This window comes from Enterobacter sp. CPE_E1241 (genome assembly GCF_045618265.1).
GTDB classification, from domain to species: domain Bacteria; phylum Pseudomonadota; class Gammaproteobacteria; order Enterobacterales; family Enterobacteriaceae; genus Enterobacter; species Enterobacter adelaidei.
The window spans coordinates 924,501-937,191 of record NZ_JBIWYV010000001.1; the positions used below are offsets into that span (position 1 = coordinate 924,501).

General features: G+C 54.6%; 11 protein-coding genes. 5 read left to right on the plus strand and 6 right to left on the minus strand.

Going from position 1 to position 12,691, the window contains the following annotated elements; all coding sequences use genetic code 11:
• The first annotated feature begins 121 nt into the window (after window positions 1-121).
• On the plus strand, window positions 122-1,522 hold the full coding sequence (gene clcA, locus ACJ9Y9_RS04435) for a H(+)/Cl(-) exchange transporter ClcA (RefSeq protein ID WP_028018309.1): 1,401 nt from the start codon (window positions 122-124) through the stop codon (window positions 1,520-1,522).
• 79 nt (window positions 1,523-1,601) lie between these two features.
• Window positions 1,602-1,946 (plus strand): iron-sulfur cluster insertion protein ErpA, encoded by a 345-nt coding sequence (gene erpA, locus ACJ9Y9_RS04440; RefSeq protein WP_013095643.1) that lies wholly within the window; start codon window positions 1,602-1,604, stop codon window positions 1,944-1,946.
• A gap of 38 nt (window positions 1,947-1,984) precedes the next feature.
• Here erpA and ACJ9Y9_RS04445 read toward each other — a convergent pair whose 3' ends face one another.
• The 3 genes from ACJ9Y9_RS04445 to mtnN are packed head-to-tail and all read right to left on the minus strand — an operon-like array spanning window position 1,985 to window position 4,127.
• Window positions 1,985-2,608 carry a TRIC cation channel family protein gene (locus ACJ9Y9_RS04445; protein WP_028018308.1) on the minus strand — a complete coding sequence of 208 codons (624 nt, stop codon included), beginning with the start codon at window positions 2,606-2,608 and terminating at the stop codon, window positions 1,985-1,987.
• 27 nt (window positions 2,609-2,635) lie between these two features.
• Window positions 2,636-3,436: a vitamin B12 ABC transporter substrate-binding protein BtuF gene (gene btuF, locus ACJ9Y9_RS04450; RefSeq protein WP_028018307.1), complete on the minus strand. Its 801-nt coding sequence runs from the start codon at window positions 3,434-3,436 to the stop codon at window positions 2,636-2,638.
• The gene (gene mtnN / locus ACJ9Y9_RS04455) at window positions 3,429-4,127 is read right to left on the minus strand and encodes a 5'-methylthioadenosine/S-adenosylhomocysteine nucleosidase (RefSeq protein ID WP_028018306.1); all 699 of its coding nucleotides are present in this window, start codon (window positions 4,125-4,127) and stop codon (window positions 3,429-3,431) included. The genes btuF and mtnN overlap by 8 nt, the downstream gene beginning before the upstream one ends.
• A gap of 83 nt (window positions 4,128-4,210) precedes the next feature.
• Here mtnN and dgt point away from each other — a divergent pair, with 83 nt between their 5' ends.
• The 3 genes from dgt to ACJ9Y9_RS04470 all read left to right on the plus strand — a co-directional run bounded on the left by dgt (window position 4,211) and on the right by ACJ9Y9_RS04470 (window position 8,597).
• On the plus strand, window positions 4,211-5,725 hold the full coding sequence (gene dgt, locus ACJ9Y9_RS04460; protein WP_028018305.1) for a dGTPase: 1,515 nt from the start codon (window positions 4,211-4,213) through the stop codon (window positions 5,723-5,725).
• A gap of 131 nt (window positions 5,726-5,856) precedes the next feature.
• Window positions 5,857-7,293, plus strand: a complete 1,437-nt coding sequence (degP, locus tag ACJ9Y9_RS04465; RefSeq protein WP_032666893.1) for a serine endoprotease DegP — start codon at window positions 5,857-5,859, stop codon at window positions 7,291-7,293.
• 146 nt (window positions 7,294-7,439) lie between these two features.
• Window positions 7,440-8,597 (plus strand): CdaR family transcriptional regulator, encoded by a 1,158-nt coding sequence (locus tag ACJ9Y9_RS04470; protein WP_028018303.1) that lies wholly within the window; start codon window positions 7,440-7,442, stop codon window positions 8,595-8,597.
• A gap of 46 nt (window positions 8,598-8,643) precedes the next feature.
• Here the strand turns inward: ACJ9Y9_RS04470 and ACJ9Y9_RS04475 are convergent, their stop codons facing one another.
• The 3 genes from ACJ9Y9_RS04475 to glnD all read right to left on the minus strand — a co-directional run bounded on the left by ACJ9Y9_RS04475 (window position 8,644) and on the right by glnD (window position 12,677).
• A complete protein-coding gene (locus tag ACJ9Y9_RS04475; RefSeq protein ID WP_008501916.1) occupies window positions 8,644-9,033 on the minus strand; it encodes a DUF3461 family protein in 390 nt (129 codons plus the stop codon).
• A gap of 111 nt (window positions 9,034-9,144) precedes the next feature.
• Window positions 9,145-9,969 (minus strand): 2,3,4,5-tetrahydropyridine-2,6-dicarboxylate N-succinyltransferase, encoded by an 825-nt coding sequence (gene dapD / locus ACJ9Y9_RS04480; protein ID WP_008501915.1) that lies wholly within the window; start codon window positions 9,967-9,969, stop codon window positions 9,145-9,147.
• Window positions 9,970-10,001: 32 nt separating this feature from the next.
• Window positions 10,002-12,677 (minus strand): bifunctional uridylyltransferase/uridylyl-removing protein GlnD, encoded by a 2,676-nt coding sequence (gene glnD, locus ACJ9Y9_RS04485; protein WP_032666892.1) that lies wholly within the window; start codon window positions 12,675-12,677, stop codon window positions 10,002-10,004.
• Window positions 12,678-12,691 lie beyond the last annotated feature (14 nt).

The window sequence follows — 12,691 nt, forward strand, 5'->3', positions numbered from 1 at the left end:
GGAAGGTAATGAAATTTTTGCCTCTTTCATTCCTAAACAATTGTTAAGTATTTTTCACGGGATGACATGGCGCACTCTGGTAGAATCCCTGGGGCTATTTGTATGACGATAAGAAACGGTAATGAAAGCAGACATCCCCACTTTTGAAGAACAACAGTTCAGACGCATACAGCACCGTATTAGCATTCGGCGTTTGCTCAATCGCGATAAAACCCCGCTGGCTATTCTGCTGGCTGCTGCCGTGGTCGGTACAGTCGCCGGGCTGGTGGGTGTACTATTTGAAAAAGCGGTCAATGCGGTACTGAACTGGCGAGTTGGCACCGTAGCCGGTTTCGCCGATAGTCGGTGGCTGGTTTGGGTATGGGCGTTCGGACTGTCGGCGCTGTTTGCCATGGTGGGTTACTTTCTGGTGCGCAAATTTGCTCCTGAAGCTGGCGGCTCAGGGATCCCGGAAATTGAAGGTGCGCTGGAAGAGTTACGCCCGGTGCGCTGGTGGCGCGTCATCCCGGTAAAATTTATCGGGGGTATGGGAACGCTCGGGGCGGGCATGGTTCTGGGGCGAGAAGGGCCAACCGTACAACTGGGCGGGAACGTCGGCCGCATGGTGGGCGATCTGTTTCGGATGCGTAGTGCCGAAGCGCGCCATACGCTGCTGGCAACCGGCGCGGCGGCGGGGCTTTCGGCAGCGTTTAACGCGCCGCTGGCGGGGATCCTGTTTATCATCGAAGAGATGCGCGCGCAGTTTCGCTACAACCTGATTTCGATTAAAGCGGTGTTTACTGGCGTCATTATGTCGAGCATCGTTTTTCGCATCTTCAATGGCGAGGGCGCGGTCATTGAGGTAGGTAAACTGACCAACGCGCCGGTTAATACCCTGTGGCTTTACCTGATCCTCGGCATGATTTTCGGCGTGGTGGGACCGCTGTTTAACACCTTTATTTTGCGTGCTCAGGATATGTTTCAGCGCATTCACGGCGGAAATACCACCAAATGGGTGCTGATGGGCGGCCTGCTGGGTGGAATGTGTGGCGTACTCGGGTTTATTGAACCCAATGCCGCCGGCGGCGGCTTCGGGCTGATTCCCATCGCGGCGGCAGGGAATTTCAGCGTGGGTCTGCTGCTGTTTATGTTTATTTCTAGAGTCATCACGACGGTGCTGTGCTTCTCGTCCGGCGCACCCGGCGGGATTTTCGCGCCAATGCTGGCACTGGGCACGCTGCTGGGGACCGCGTTTGGAATGGCGGCTGAAGTGGGTTTCCCGGCTTATCATCTGGATGCCGGGACGTTTGCGGTGGCCGGAATGGGTGCGCTGCTGGCCGCATCCCTGCGCGCGCCGTTGACCGGCATCGTGCTGGTGCTGGAAATGACGGATAATTACCAGCTCATTTTGCCAATGATCATTACCTGCCTCGGCGCGACACTATTAGCCCAATTCCTGGGTGGAAAACCGCTATACTCCACCATCCTGGCGCGAACCCTGGCAAAACAAGAGGCTGAACGGGCGGCCACGCAGAATACTTGAATGAAATACCAGGGTATTAGATAATGACATAAAGAATTGGGTGAATTTTGCCCAATAGCAGTATTCATGGGAGCATAAGATGAGTGATGACGTAGCGCTGCCGCTGGAATTTACCGAAGCAGCAGCCAACAAAGTGAAAACCCTGATTGCCGATGAAGACAATCCGGATCTGAAACTGCGTGTCTATATTACCGGTGGCGGCTGCAGCGGCTTCCAGTATGGTTTTACCTTTGACGACCAGGTTAACGATGGCGATATGACTATCGAGAAGCAGGGCGTTGCGCTGGTGGTTGACCCGATGAGCCTGCAATATCTGGTAGGCGGTTCGGTGGATTACACTGAAGGTCTGGAAGGTTCACGCTTTGTTGTGACCAACCCGAATGCAACCAGCACCTGCGGATGTGGTTCGTCGTTCAGCATCTGATGACCAAAAACGGTAACCTGACGGTTACCGTTTTGCTTTTATCTTCCATTATCATCCAGCGCAAACGTCGGCAGCTTCAGATGCCAGCGTATCGCCGCTAAACGTATTCCCAACGTCACCACCATGCCCAGCATGGCAGCGTTTTCCAGCGGAACAGCAAAGGTGTAGTACGCCGTGGCGTGAACAATCCCGCCAATAATGCAGGCCGTAGCATAGATTTCGGTACGCAGAATCATCGGCACTTCACGCGCCAGAATATCGCGAATGATCCCGCCGCCGACGCCGGTTAAGACCCCCATGCAGATTGCCACCATCGGGCCTGTTCCCGCATTGAAGGCTTTATTGACCCCAATACCCACAAACACGGCCAGGCCGACGGCGTCCAGCACCGGAAGTATCCATTTTGGTAATCTGCGGGGCTGACGCACCAGGACGATGGTTAACAGGCAGGTAACCATCGCCACCACCAGGTCGGTGGGATCTTTTACCCAAAACACGGGGCCATTCGCCAGCGCCATATCGCGGATAGTCCCGCCGCCAACGGCGGTCACAACGCCCAGTACCAGCACGCCAAACGGATCCATGCGTAGTTTCCCGGCCAGCAGGACACCGGAGATAGCAAAAACGGCTGTGCCAAGAATATCCAGCCAATAGACGAGCATCGTTAAATCCTCGAACAGGGTCTTATGTTAGTGACTCTCTGCCAGCGCGGCACAGAGCTGTTTTGCGGCGAGGATAATACGCGGGCTGGCGCGTTCAAACCAGTCACTGTTGAGTGGGATCACCGGAATTTTTAGCTGGTTTCGCCAGAATTGTTCAATTTTAGGAATCTCGCTCGCATTTCCGACCACGACAATGGCCTGTGGCTGGCGTGCCAGTACCTGTTCTCGGCTGACCTGAGGCCACGGTACCCGGCTGGCAGCAAAGATATTTTCACCGCCGCAAACTTCCAGCACCTGATTCTGAATTGAGCCTTTACCGGTGGTGAACAGCGGCTGGCTACCAAACTGCAGGAAGATGCGCTTTTTAACTGGAGTGTCGTATCGCGATTTTAGCGCGGCATAGTCGCTGAGCATCTGTTTCGCCGCGCTCTCGGCTTTTTTGGGCGTCGGGCTATAAGGGGCGAGAGAGCGTAGCGCCTGAGCGACTTGTTCAATGCTCACGGCATCAATCCACATGACGTTGATCCCAAGCGAGGTAAGCTGGTTGACCTGCCGCTCGGCATTACCGCCACGCCACGCCAGCACCAGATCCGGTTTAAGTGCGACGATGCGCTCAAGGTTCATTCCCTGCCAGGTCGCAATCTGTTCAATACCTGCCGCTTGCGGGGGGTAATCTGAAAAGCTACTTACGCCAACGGGCGTGATCCCGGCGGCAAATGCCAGTTCGGTGTTGGCGGGAGAGAGTGTAATCACGCGCGGCACAGCATAGAGCCATACCGGCGTAAGCAGAAGCAGGGCGGCCAGCGCCCTGACGGTATGTTTAGCCACGTGCCAGTTTCTGCACCAGGCGTTCCACCATCACGGTGGACTGTTTTGCCGCAACGGTCAGGAACTCGTCGAAGCTGATGTGAGACTGCTGATCTGCCACGTCAGAGATGGCACGAACCACCACAAACGGTACGTTGAAGTTATGGCAGACGTGAGCGATCGCGGTCGCTTCCATCTCAACGGCAACGGCCTGCGGGAAATTATGACGGATTTTTGCCAGGCCAACAGAACCATTGATGAAGGCATCACCGCTCACAATCAGACCACGCACAGCGTTGAGGTTCAGCTCGGCAATGCAGGTTTCTGCCGCCGCAATCAGTTTATCGTCAGCTTTAAACCCTGCCGGGCAACCCGGGAGCTGGCCGTACTCATAGCCGAATGCGGTGACGTCAGCATCGTGGTAACGTGCTTCGTCGGAGACGACGATATCACCTACTTTCAGCGACGGTGCCAGACCGCCCGCAGAGCCGGTGTTAACGATCACGTCTGGCTTGCAGCGCTCAAGCAACAGGGTTGCACCCAGTGCAGCAGCCACTTTACCGATGCCTGATTTCAGCAGAGCCACGTCAACACCGTTCAGTTGGCCGGTGTAGATCTCACAACCCCCCAGAGAGAGCGTCTGACGGTTCTCAATTTTGTCACGCAGCAGCGTAACTTCTTCTTCCATTGCACCAATAATGCCGATTTTCATAGATTTACTCGCGATGTGCCTTGTTAAGATGCATAGTCTATCATGGGCTTTAGTGGAAGCGCATTTCTCACGCGGGGGAGCACATGGCGCAGATCGATTTTCGCACCAAAATTAACTGGCACCGACGTTTCCGTTCGCCGCAGGGCGACAAGACCGAACATGAGATCCTGCGTATCTTCGAAAGCGATCGCGGGCGGATCATTAACTCGCCCGCCATCCGTCGTCTGCAGCAAAAGACTCAGGTATTTCCGCTTGAACGTAACGCTGCAGTGCGCACTCGCTTAACCCACTCAATGGAAGTGCAGCAGGTTGGCCGTTACATTGCCAAAGAGATTTTGAGCCGTCTCAAAGAGCAACGTTTGCTGGAAACCTATGGGCTGGACGAACTGACAGGCCCCTTTGAGAGCATCGTTGAGATGGCCTGCCTGATGCATGACATCGGCAACCCGCCGTTTGGTCACTTTGGTGAAGCGGCAATCAATGACTGGTTTAAACAACGACTTTACCCTTCGGATGCGGTAAGCCAGCCGCTTAGTGATGACCGCTGCATCGTACGCGATTTACGCCTGCGCGAAGGCGAAGAGGCGCTGAACGATCTGCGTCGCAAAGTGCGCCAGGATCTGTGTCACTTCGAAGGTAATGCGCAGGGGATCAGACTGGTCCATTCCCTGATGCGTATGAACCTGACCTGGGCACAGGTCGGCTGTATCCTGAAATATACGCGTCCTGCCTGGTGGATGGGAGAGACGCCCGCATCCCACAGCTATTTGATGAAAAAGCCGGGCTATTACCTTTCTGAAGAAGCCTATATTGAACGGCTACGTAAAGAACTCTCATTGACGCCAAACGGCCGTTTTCCATTAACCTGGATTATGGAAGCCGCAGACGATATTTCCTATTGTGTTGCCGACCTTGAAGATGCCGTTGAGAAAAGAATATTCAGCGTCGAGGAGCTTTATCAGCATCTTTATACTGCCTGGGGAAAGCATGAAAAAGGGTCGTTGTTTGCTCAGGTTGTCGAAAATGCCTGGGAGAAATCGCGATCAAATACATTAAGCCGCAGCACGGAAGATCAGTTCTTTATGTATTTGCGGGTTAATACACTAAATAAACTGGTGCCGTATGCCGCGTCGCGTTTTATTGATAATTTGCCGCTGATTTTCAGCGGGGAATTCAATCACGCGCTGCTGGAAGATGACAGCAGTTTTAGTCAACTCCTTGAGCTTTATAAGCATGTGGCAATGCGGCATGTATTCAGCCATCCGGATGTCGAACAGTTAGAGCTACAGGGATACCGGGTGATCAGTGGGTTACTGGAAATTTACTCTCCATTGCTTCAGTTATCGGTCGATGAGTTCAGTGAACTGGTGGAAAAAGAACGCGTGCGTGGAATACCCATCGAATCCCGCCTTTATCAGAAACTCTCAACCCGTCATCGGCTGGCGTATGTTGAAGCGGTCGGTAAGCTGGATCGCCATTCTCCCCAATGGCCAGTGATGGAATATTATTATCGCTGTCGTCTTATCCAGGACTATATCAGCGGTATGACAGATTTGTATGCCTGGGATGAATACCGCAAGCTCATGGCTGTGGAATAAACGCTGAGTTTTGTAAAGACGGCCAATAAATTTTTACCTTTTCCATAAACTTATCGCCGGAACTAAGCGGTATAAAACGAATCTGAGTTACACAGCAATTATGCGTTACCTGTAAATCGAGATTGAGAAACATGAAAAAAACCACATTAGCAATGAGTGCACTGGCTCTGAGTTTAGGTTTAGCGCTGTCTCCTCTGACGGCTACGGCAGCCGAGACCGCGTCGTCGTCAGCAACCGCGCAGCAGATGCCAAGCCTGGCACCGATGCTCGAAAAAGTGATGCCATCGGTGGTGAGTATTAACGTTGAGGGCAGCACGACCGTCAACACGCCGCGTATGCCGCGTAACTTCCAGCAGTTCTTTGGTGACAACTCACCATTCTGCCAGGACGGTTCGCCATTCCAGAGCTCTCCGTTCTGTCAGGGCGGTGGCGCTGGGGATGACAGCCAGGGCGGCGGCCAGCAGCAGAAATTCATGGCGCTTGGTTCTGGGGTGATTATTGATGCGGCGAAAGGCTACGTGGTGACGAACAACCACGTTGTTGATAACGCCAGCACCATTAAAGTTCAGCTGAGCGACGGCCGTAAATTCGATGCAAAAGTCGTGGGTAAAGATCCGCGCTCCGATATCGCGCTGATCCAGATTCAGGATCCGAAAAACCTGACGGCGATTAAAATTGCCGACTCCGACGCGCTGCGCGTGGGTGACTACACTGTGGCGATCGGTAACCCGTTCGGTCTGGGTGAAACCGTCACCTCGGGTATCGTCTCCGCTCTGGGGCGCAGCGGTCTGAATGCGGAAAACTACGAAAACTTCATCCAGACGGATGCGGCGATCAACCGCGGTAACTCCGGCGGTGCGCTGGTTAACCTGAACGGTGAACTGATCGGGATCAACACCGCGATCCTGGCGCCGGACGGTGGCAACATCGGTATCGGCTTTGCTATTCCAAGTAACATGGTGAAAAACCTGACCGCGCAGATGGTGCAGTACGGCCAGGTGAAACGCGGTGAGCTCGGTATCCTCGGTACGGAACTGAACTCCGAACTGGCTAAGGCAATGAAAGTTGACGCTCAGCGTGGGGCATTCGTCAGCCAGGTGATGCCGAACTCCTCTGCGGCAAAAGCGGGTATTAAAGCGGGGGATGTGATCACCTCTCTGAACGGTAAACCGATCAGCAGCTTTGCCGCCCTGCGTGCGGAAGTGGGCTCTATGCCGATTGGCAGCAAAGTGACCCTTGGCCTGCTGCGTGACGGTAAGCCGGTTAATGTGAGCCTGGAACTGCAGCAGAGCAGCCAGAATCAGGTGGATTCCAGCACCATCTTCAGCGGTATTGAAGGTGCCGAGATGAGCAATAAAGGTGCGGATAAAGGTGTGGTGGTGAACAACGTGAAAGCGAATTCACCGGCTGCACGTATCGGCCTGAAAAAAGGTGATGTCATCATGGGTGCTAACCAGCAGCCGGTGAAAAACATTGCTGAACTGCGCAAAATTCTCGACAGCAAGCCTTCCGTGCTGGCGCTGAATATCCAGCGTGGTGATACCTCTCTCTACCTGCTGATGCAGTAACCCTCTAAAGCCCCTGTACGCAGGGGCTTTCTCGTTTCTGTGACTCTTACCACAACTCCATATATCTTCCTCTCTCTTTGTGCATTTGCACAATGCAGCCGCTGCTGAACTTCCCTATGCTTGAGCTCTGCTCAGAGGAGGGTTACATGGCTGGCTGGCACCTTGATACCAAAATGGCGCAGGATATTGTGGCGCGCACCATGCGAATCATTGATACCAATATCAACGTAATGGATGCTCGTGGGCGCATTATTGGTAGCGGCGATCGTGAGCGTATTGGTGAATTGCACGAAGGTGCGTTGCTGGTGCTCTCCCAGGGGCGGGTCGTGGATATCGACGATGCGGTAGCAAAACACCTGCACGGCGTCCGTCAGGGCATTAATTTGCCGCTGCGCCTTGAAGGCGAGATTGTGGGGGTAATTGGCCTGACAGGCGAGCCGGAGTCCCTGCGTAAATACGGCGAGCTGGTCTGCATGACGGCAGAGATGATGCTGGAACAGTCGCGCCTGATGCACCTGCTCGCCCAGGACAGCCGCCTGCGTGAAGAGCTGGTGATGAATCTGATCCAGGCGGAAGAACACACGCCGGCACTGAGCGAATGGGCGCAGCGTCTGGGGATTGATCTGAACCAGCCGCGTGTGGTGGCGGTGATTGAGGTCGATAGCGGCCAGCTTGGGGTCGACAGTGCGATGGTTGAGCTGCAGCAGCTACAAAATGCGCTGGCGACGCCGGAGCGCGATAACCTGGTGGCAATCGTATCTCTGACGGAAATGGTGGTGCTCAAACCGGCGCTCAATGCATTCGGCCGCTGGGATGCGGACGATCATCGTCGTCGCGTGGAGCTGCTGATCTCCCGGATGAAGGAAAATGGTCAACTGCGTTTTCGCGTTGCGCTGGGCAATTACTTTACCGGACCGGGCAGCATTGCCCGCTCCTGGCGTACTGCACGCACCACCATGATGGTGGGCAAGCAGCGGATGCCGGAAAGCCGCAGTTATTTTTATCAGGATCTGATGCTGCCGGTGCTGCTCGACAGCCTGCGCGGGGGCTGGCAGGCTAATGAGCTGGCACGGCCATTAGCGCGCCTGAAGGCCATGGACAACAATGGCTTACTGCGCCGGACGCTACAGGCGTGGTTTCGTCATAACGTGCAGCCGCTGGCGACCTCGAAAGCGCTGTTTATTCACCGCAATACGCTGGAATACCGGCTTAACCGGATTTCGGAGCTGACGGGGCTGGATTTGGGGAGTTTTGACGACAGACTGCTGCTGTATGTGGCGCTGCAGCTGGACGAACAGCGATGATGTAATTTTGCCCGGCATGCGGAGCGCCACCGGGCAATAAAACGGCTTATTTATTCCGCGTTAATTTCTCAAGATCCGCTTCAATCTCGCTGATCTTATTCGTCACAACGCTTTCAAGGTGACGCAAATCGTCGAGGATCTTACGCTTGAGATCGACTTCAGTGCGGTCGCGCTGGCAGATCTGATCGAGTTCATCGATCACGTAGCGCAGGTTAGGGCTGATTTCCTGAACTTCTTTGTACCCTTGTCCTACACCGTCAGCGACGACGGTTTTACGCTGGCGTGGATATTTAAACTTCACGCTCTTGGCGAAAAACTCTCCTTTGTCCTTGTGAAAATAGATTTTCAGAATATCGTTATTGGCTTCCTGACGGAGGCTGTAACGATCAATTTCATCAGGATTGGTAATGCCCAGACTTTTCAGATTATCGTACATAGCGGTACCCTTGATCTCAACATAACCTTTGAATAATTAACGAAAAAATCTATTTTCGCCACCCTCAGATATAAAAAAAGCGGGGTTGCCCCCGCTTTTTGTTATACCCGATTAATCGATGGTGCGCAGCAGTTCGTTGATGCCAACTTTGCCACGAGTTTTCGCATCGACTTTCTTCACGATAACCGCACAGTACAGGCTGTATTTGCCATCTTTTGACGGCAGGTTGCCGGAAACCACCACGGAGCCCGCCGGAACGCGACCGTAATGCACTTCACCGGTTTCACGGTCGTAGATACGGGTGCTTTGGCCGATGTAAACGCCCATGGAGATCACAGAGCCTTCTTCCACGATCACACCTTCAACCACTTCTGAGCGTGCGCCGATGAAGCAGTTGTCTTCGATGATGGTTGGGTTAGCCTGCAGTGGCTCCAGGACGCCACCGATACCGACGCCACCGGACAGGTGAACGTTCTTACCGATCTGTGCGCAGGAACCAACGGTAGCCCAGGTATCCACCATGGTACCTTCGTCAACGTAGGCACCGATGTTCACGTAGGATGGCATCAGCACGGTGTTGCGCGCGATGAAAGCACCCTGACGAACTGCTGCTGGTGGAACCACGCGGAAACCTTCTTTCTGGAAACGCGCTTCGTCATAGTCAGCGAATTTCATTGGCACTTTATCGAAGTAGCGGCTTTCTGCTCCGTCGATAACCTGGTTATCGTTGATACGGAAAGAGAGCAGCACGGCTTTCTTCAGCCATTGATGAGTGACCCACTGACCGTCGATTTTTTCTGCCACACGCAATGCGCCGGAATCCAGCAGGGAAATAACCTGGTTTACCGCTTCACGGGTCACGGTATCCACATTGGCCGGGGTGATCTCGGCGCGACGCTCAAAAGCGGACTCAATAACGTTCTGTAACTGCTGCATTGTTTACTCTTTCCATTTCACTAAAAAACACGTCACCCTTTATCGTTTGGATTGAGGGCTGCTGTCAACCGTTGTTGCACTTCAAGTTGCAGGTCATTATTAAGGGCACGCCGGTCTGCAGTGGCGATTATAAATAAATCTTCTACTCGCTCGCCAATGGTTGTAATTCTGGCCCCGTGAAGCGAAATTCCCAGATCGGCAAAAACCTGGCCGACACGGGCGAGCAGCCCTGGCTGGTCGAGCGCGATCAGCTCCAGGAACGATTTACGGTCGGTGTGGGTCGGCAGGAAATTGACCTCGGTATCGACGGTAAAGTGGCGTAATTTTGCAGGCTGACGACGCGGCTGAGGAGGTTGCCAGCTGCGCTGGGTGATGGCCTGTTCCAGACCGAAGCGTATTCCTTCGTGCCTGTCCGACGACAGCGGGCTGCCGTCCGGTTCCAGCACAATGAAGGTATCCATCGCCATGCCGTCGCGGGTGGTAAAAATCTGCGCGTCGTGAACGCTCAGATTACGCCTGTCCAGTTCGGCGCAGACGGCGGCAAACAGATAAGGTCGGTCCGGGCTCCAGATGAAAATCTCCGTGCCACCGCGCGTGGCTTGCGGGCTGAGGAGGATCATCGGCTGCGACAAATCATGTTGCAGCAGATGCCGCGCATGCCAGGCAAGCTGATTTGGGCTGTGGCGAACAAAATAGTTAGCACGACAGCGCGCCCAGATCTGATGCAGTGCTTCTTCATCAATGTTATCCATCCGCAGCAGAGCCAGTGCCTGCAACTGGTGGTGGCGCACACGCTCGCGCATGTCCGGGGTATTTTGCATCCCGCGGCGCAGCTGTTTTTCGGTGGCAAAGTACAGCTCGCGAAGCAGGCTTTGCTTCCAGCTGTTCCACAACGTCTCGTTGGTGGCACAAATATCCGCCACCGTCAGGCAGACCAGATAACGCAGACGGTTTTCCGTTTGCACCTCTTCCGCGAACTGCTTGATCACTTCAGGATCCTGAATATCTCGACGCTGCGCGGTGACCGACATCAGCAGATGATGGCGTACCAGCCAGGCGACCAGCTGTGTTTCACGTGAGTTCAGACCGTGCAGTTCAGCAAATTTGAGCACGTCCTGGGCACCAAGCACCGAATGGTCACCGCCGCGACCTTTGGCAATATCGTGGAACAGGGCAGCAATCAGGATCAATTCCGGATGAGTGAGGCGCGGCCACAATTCCACGCACAGCGGATGGCGAGATCGCGTCTCTTCGCTGGCAAAGCTCTCCAGCTTGAGCATCACGCGGATCGTGTGTTCATCTACCGTGTAGGCGTGGAACAGATCGAACTGCATCTGCCCGACAATGTGTGACCACTGCGGCATATAGGCCCACAGCACGCTGTGGCGGTGCATCGGCAGCAAGCCGCGGCTGACGGCCCCCGGGTGGCGGAGCATGCTCAGGAACAGCGAACGCGCTTCCGGGATATAGCACAGCGGCTGCGTCAAATGGCGGCGCGCATGGCGCAGATGGCGCAGAGTGGTGGAGTAGATCCCGGTGATCGCGCTGTTACGCACCATGGTGTAAAACATGCGCAGGATCGCTTCCGGTTCGCGGATAAATAACGTTTCGTCGCGCAGATCGATAAGCGTGCCGCGCAGCTGGAACTCGTCGTCGATAGGGCGGGGCTTTTCATCCGCCGTCAGGGCCAGGATTGCCTCATCGAATAGCTGCAACAGCATCTGGTTCAGTTCGGTAACGCGGCGGGTGACGCGGAAGAAATCCTTCATCATGTGTTCAACCGGCTCGTTGCCTTCGCCCTGGTAATTCAGACGCTGAGCTACGCTGAGCTGACGGTCAAACAGCAAGCGGTTATCGTAGCGATTAAGCTCCAGATGCAGGGCAAAGCGAATGCGCCACAGCAGGTGCAGACACTCATTTAATTCGTTACGCTCGGCTTCGGTTAAAAAGCCAAAGCCCACCATCTCATCCAGCGAGGTCGCGCCGAAGTGGCGACGGGCCACCCACTGCAGGGTGTGGATGTCGCGCAGACCGCCGGGGCTGCTTTTGATATCAGGCTCCAGATTATAGCTGGTGCCGTGGTAGCGCTGGTGGCGCTGGTTTTGTTCCTCAACCTTCGCGGCGAAGAACTTTTCAGACGGCCAGAAACCGTCACTGAAAATATGTTTTTGTAGCTCCAGGAACAGCGCCACATCGCCTATCAGCAGGCGGGTTTCAATCAGGTTGGTGGCGACGGTCAGGTCAGATAACCCTTCCAGCAGACACTCTTCAAGAGTGCGTACGCTGTGGCCGACTTCCAGCTTCACATCCCAGAGCAGGGTCAGCAGTTCACCAATTTTTTGCGCCTGTTCATCCGGCAGTTTTTTGCGACTTAAGATCAGTAAATCAATGTCGGAAAGCGGATGCAGCTCACCGCGGCCATAGCCCCCAACGGCAACCAGTGCAACGTCGCTGATTTGCCCAAAACCGTAATCGATCCACAGGCGCTGCAGCAGCTGGTCGATAAATTCGGTGCGCGCTTCAATGAGCTGCTCGGCGGATACGCCTGCGTCGAACGCACTACCCAGCCAGCGATGGAAAACATCCATATGGGCTTTAATATGCGCGCAGGTCAGCTCGTGCGACGGCCATACGCCCGGGTTATCGGGCTGATCGGGGAGGGTGGGAAGTGCTGTGTTAGCATACTGTTCGGGTAAAAGATTACTCATCGTGCGCCACCCAT

Bases quoted from the DNA above. Each gene is read 5' to 3' on its own strand.
- erpA (WP_013095643.1), top strand. From the start codon at position 1,602: ATGAGTGATGACGTAGCGCTGCCGCTGGAATTTACCGAAGCAGCAGCC.
- degP (WP_032666893.1), top strand. From the start codon at position 5,857: ATGAAAAAAACCACATTAGCAATGAGTGCACTGGCTCTGAGTTTAGGT.
- mtnN (WP_028018306.1), bottom strand. From the start codon at position 4,127: ATGAAAATCGGCATTATTGGTGCAATGGAAGAAGAAGTTACGCTGCTG.
- glnD (WP_032666892.1), bottom strand. From the start codon at position 12,677: ATGAGTAATCTTTTACCCGAACAGTATGCTAACACAGCACTTCCCACC.
- ACJ9Y9_RS04475 (WP_008501916.1), bottom strand. From the start codon at position 9,033: ATGTACGATAATCTGAAAAGTCTGGGCATTACCAATCCTGATGAAATT.
- dgt (WP_028018305.1), top strand. From the start codon at position 4,211: ATGGCGCAGATCGATTTTCGCACCAAAATTAACTGGCACCGACGTTTC.
- ACJ9Y9_RS04470 (WP_028018303.1), top strand. From the start codon at position 7,440: ATGGCTGGCTGGCACCTTGATACCAAAATGGCGCAGGATATTGTGGCG.
- dapD (WP_008501915.1), bottom strand. From the start codon at position 9,969: ATGCAGCAGTTACAGAACGTTATTGAGTCCGCTTTTGAGCGTCGCGCC.
- ACJ9Y9_RS04445 (WP_028018308.1), bottom strand. From the start codon at position 2,608: ATGCTCGTCTATTGGCTGGATATTCTTGGCACAGCCGTTTTTGCTATC.
- clcA (WP_028018309.1), top strand. From the start codon at position 122: ATGAAAGCAGACATCCCCACTTTTGAAGAACAACAGTTCAGACGCATA.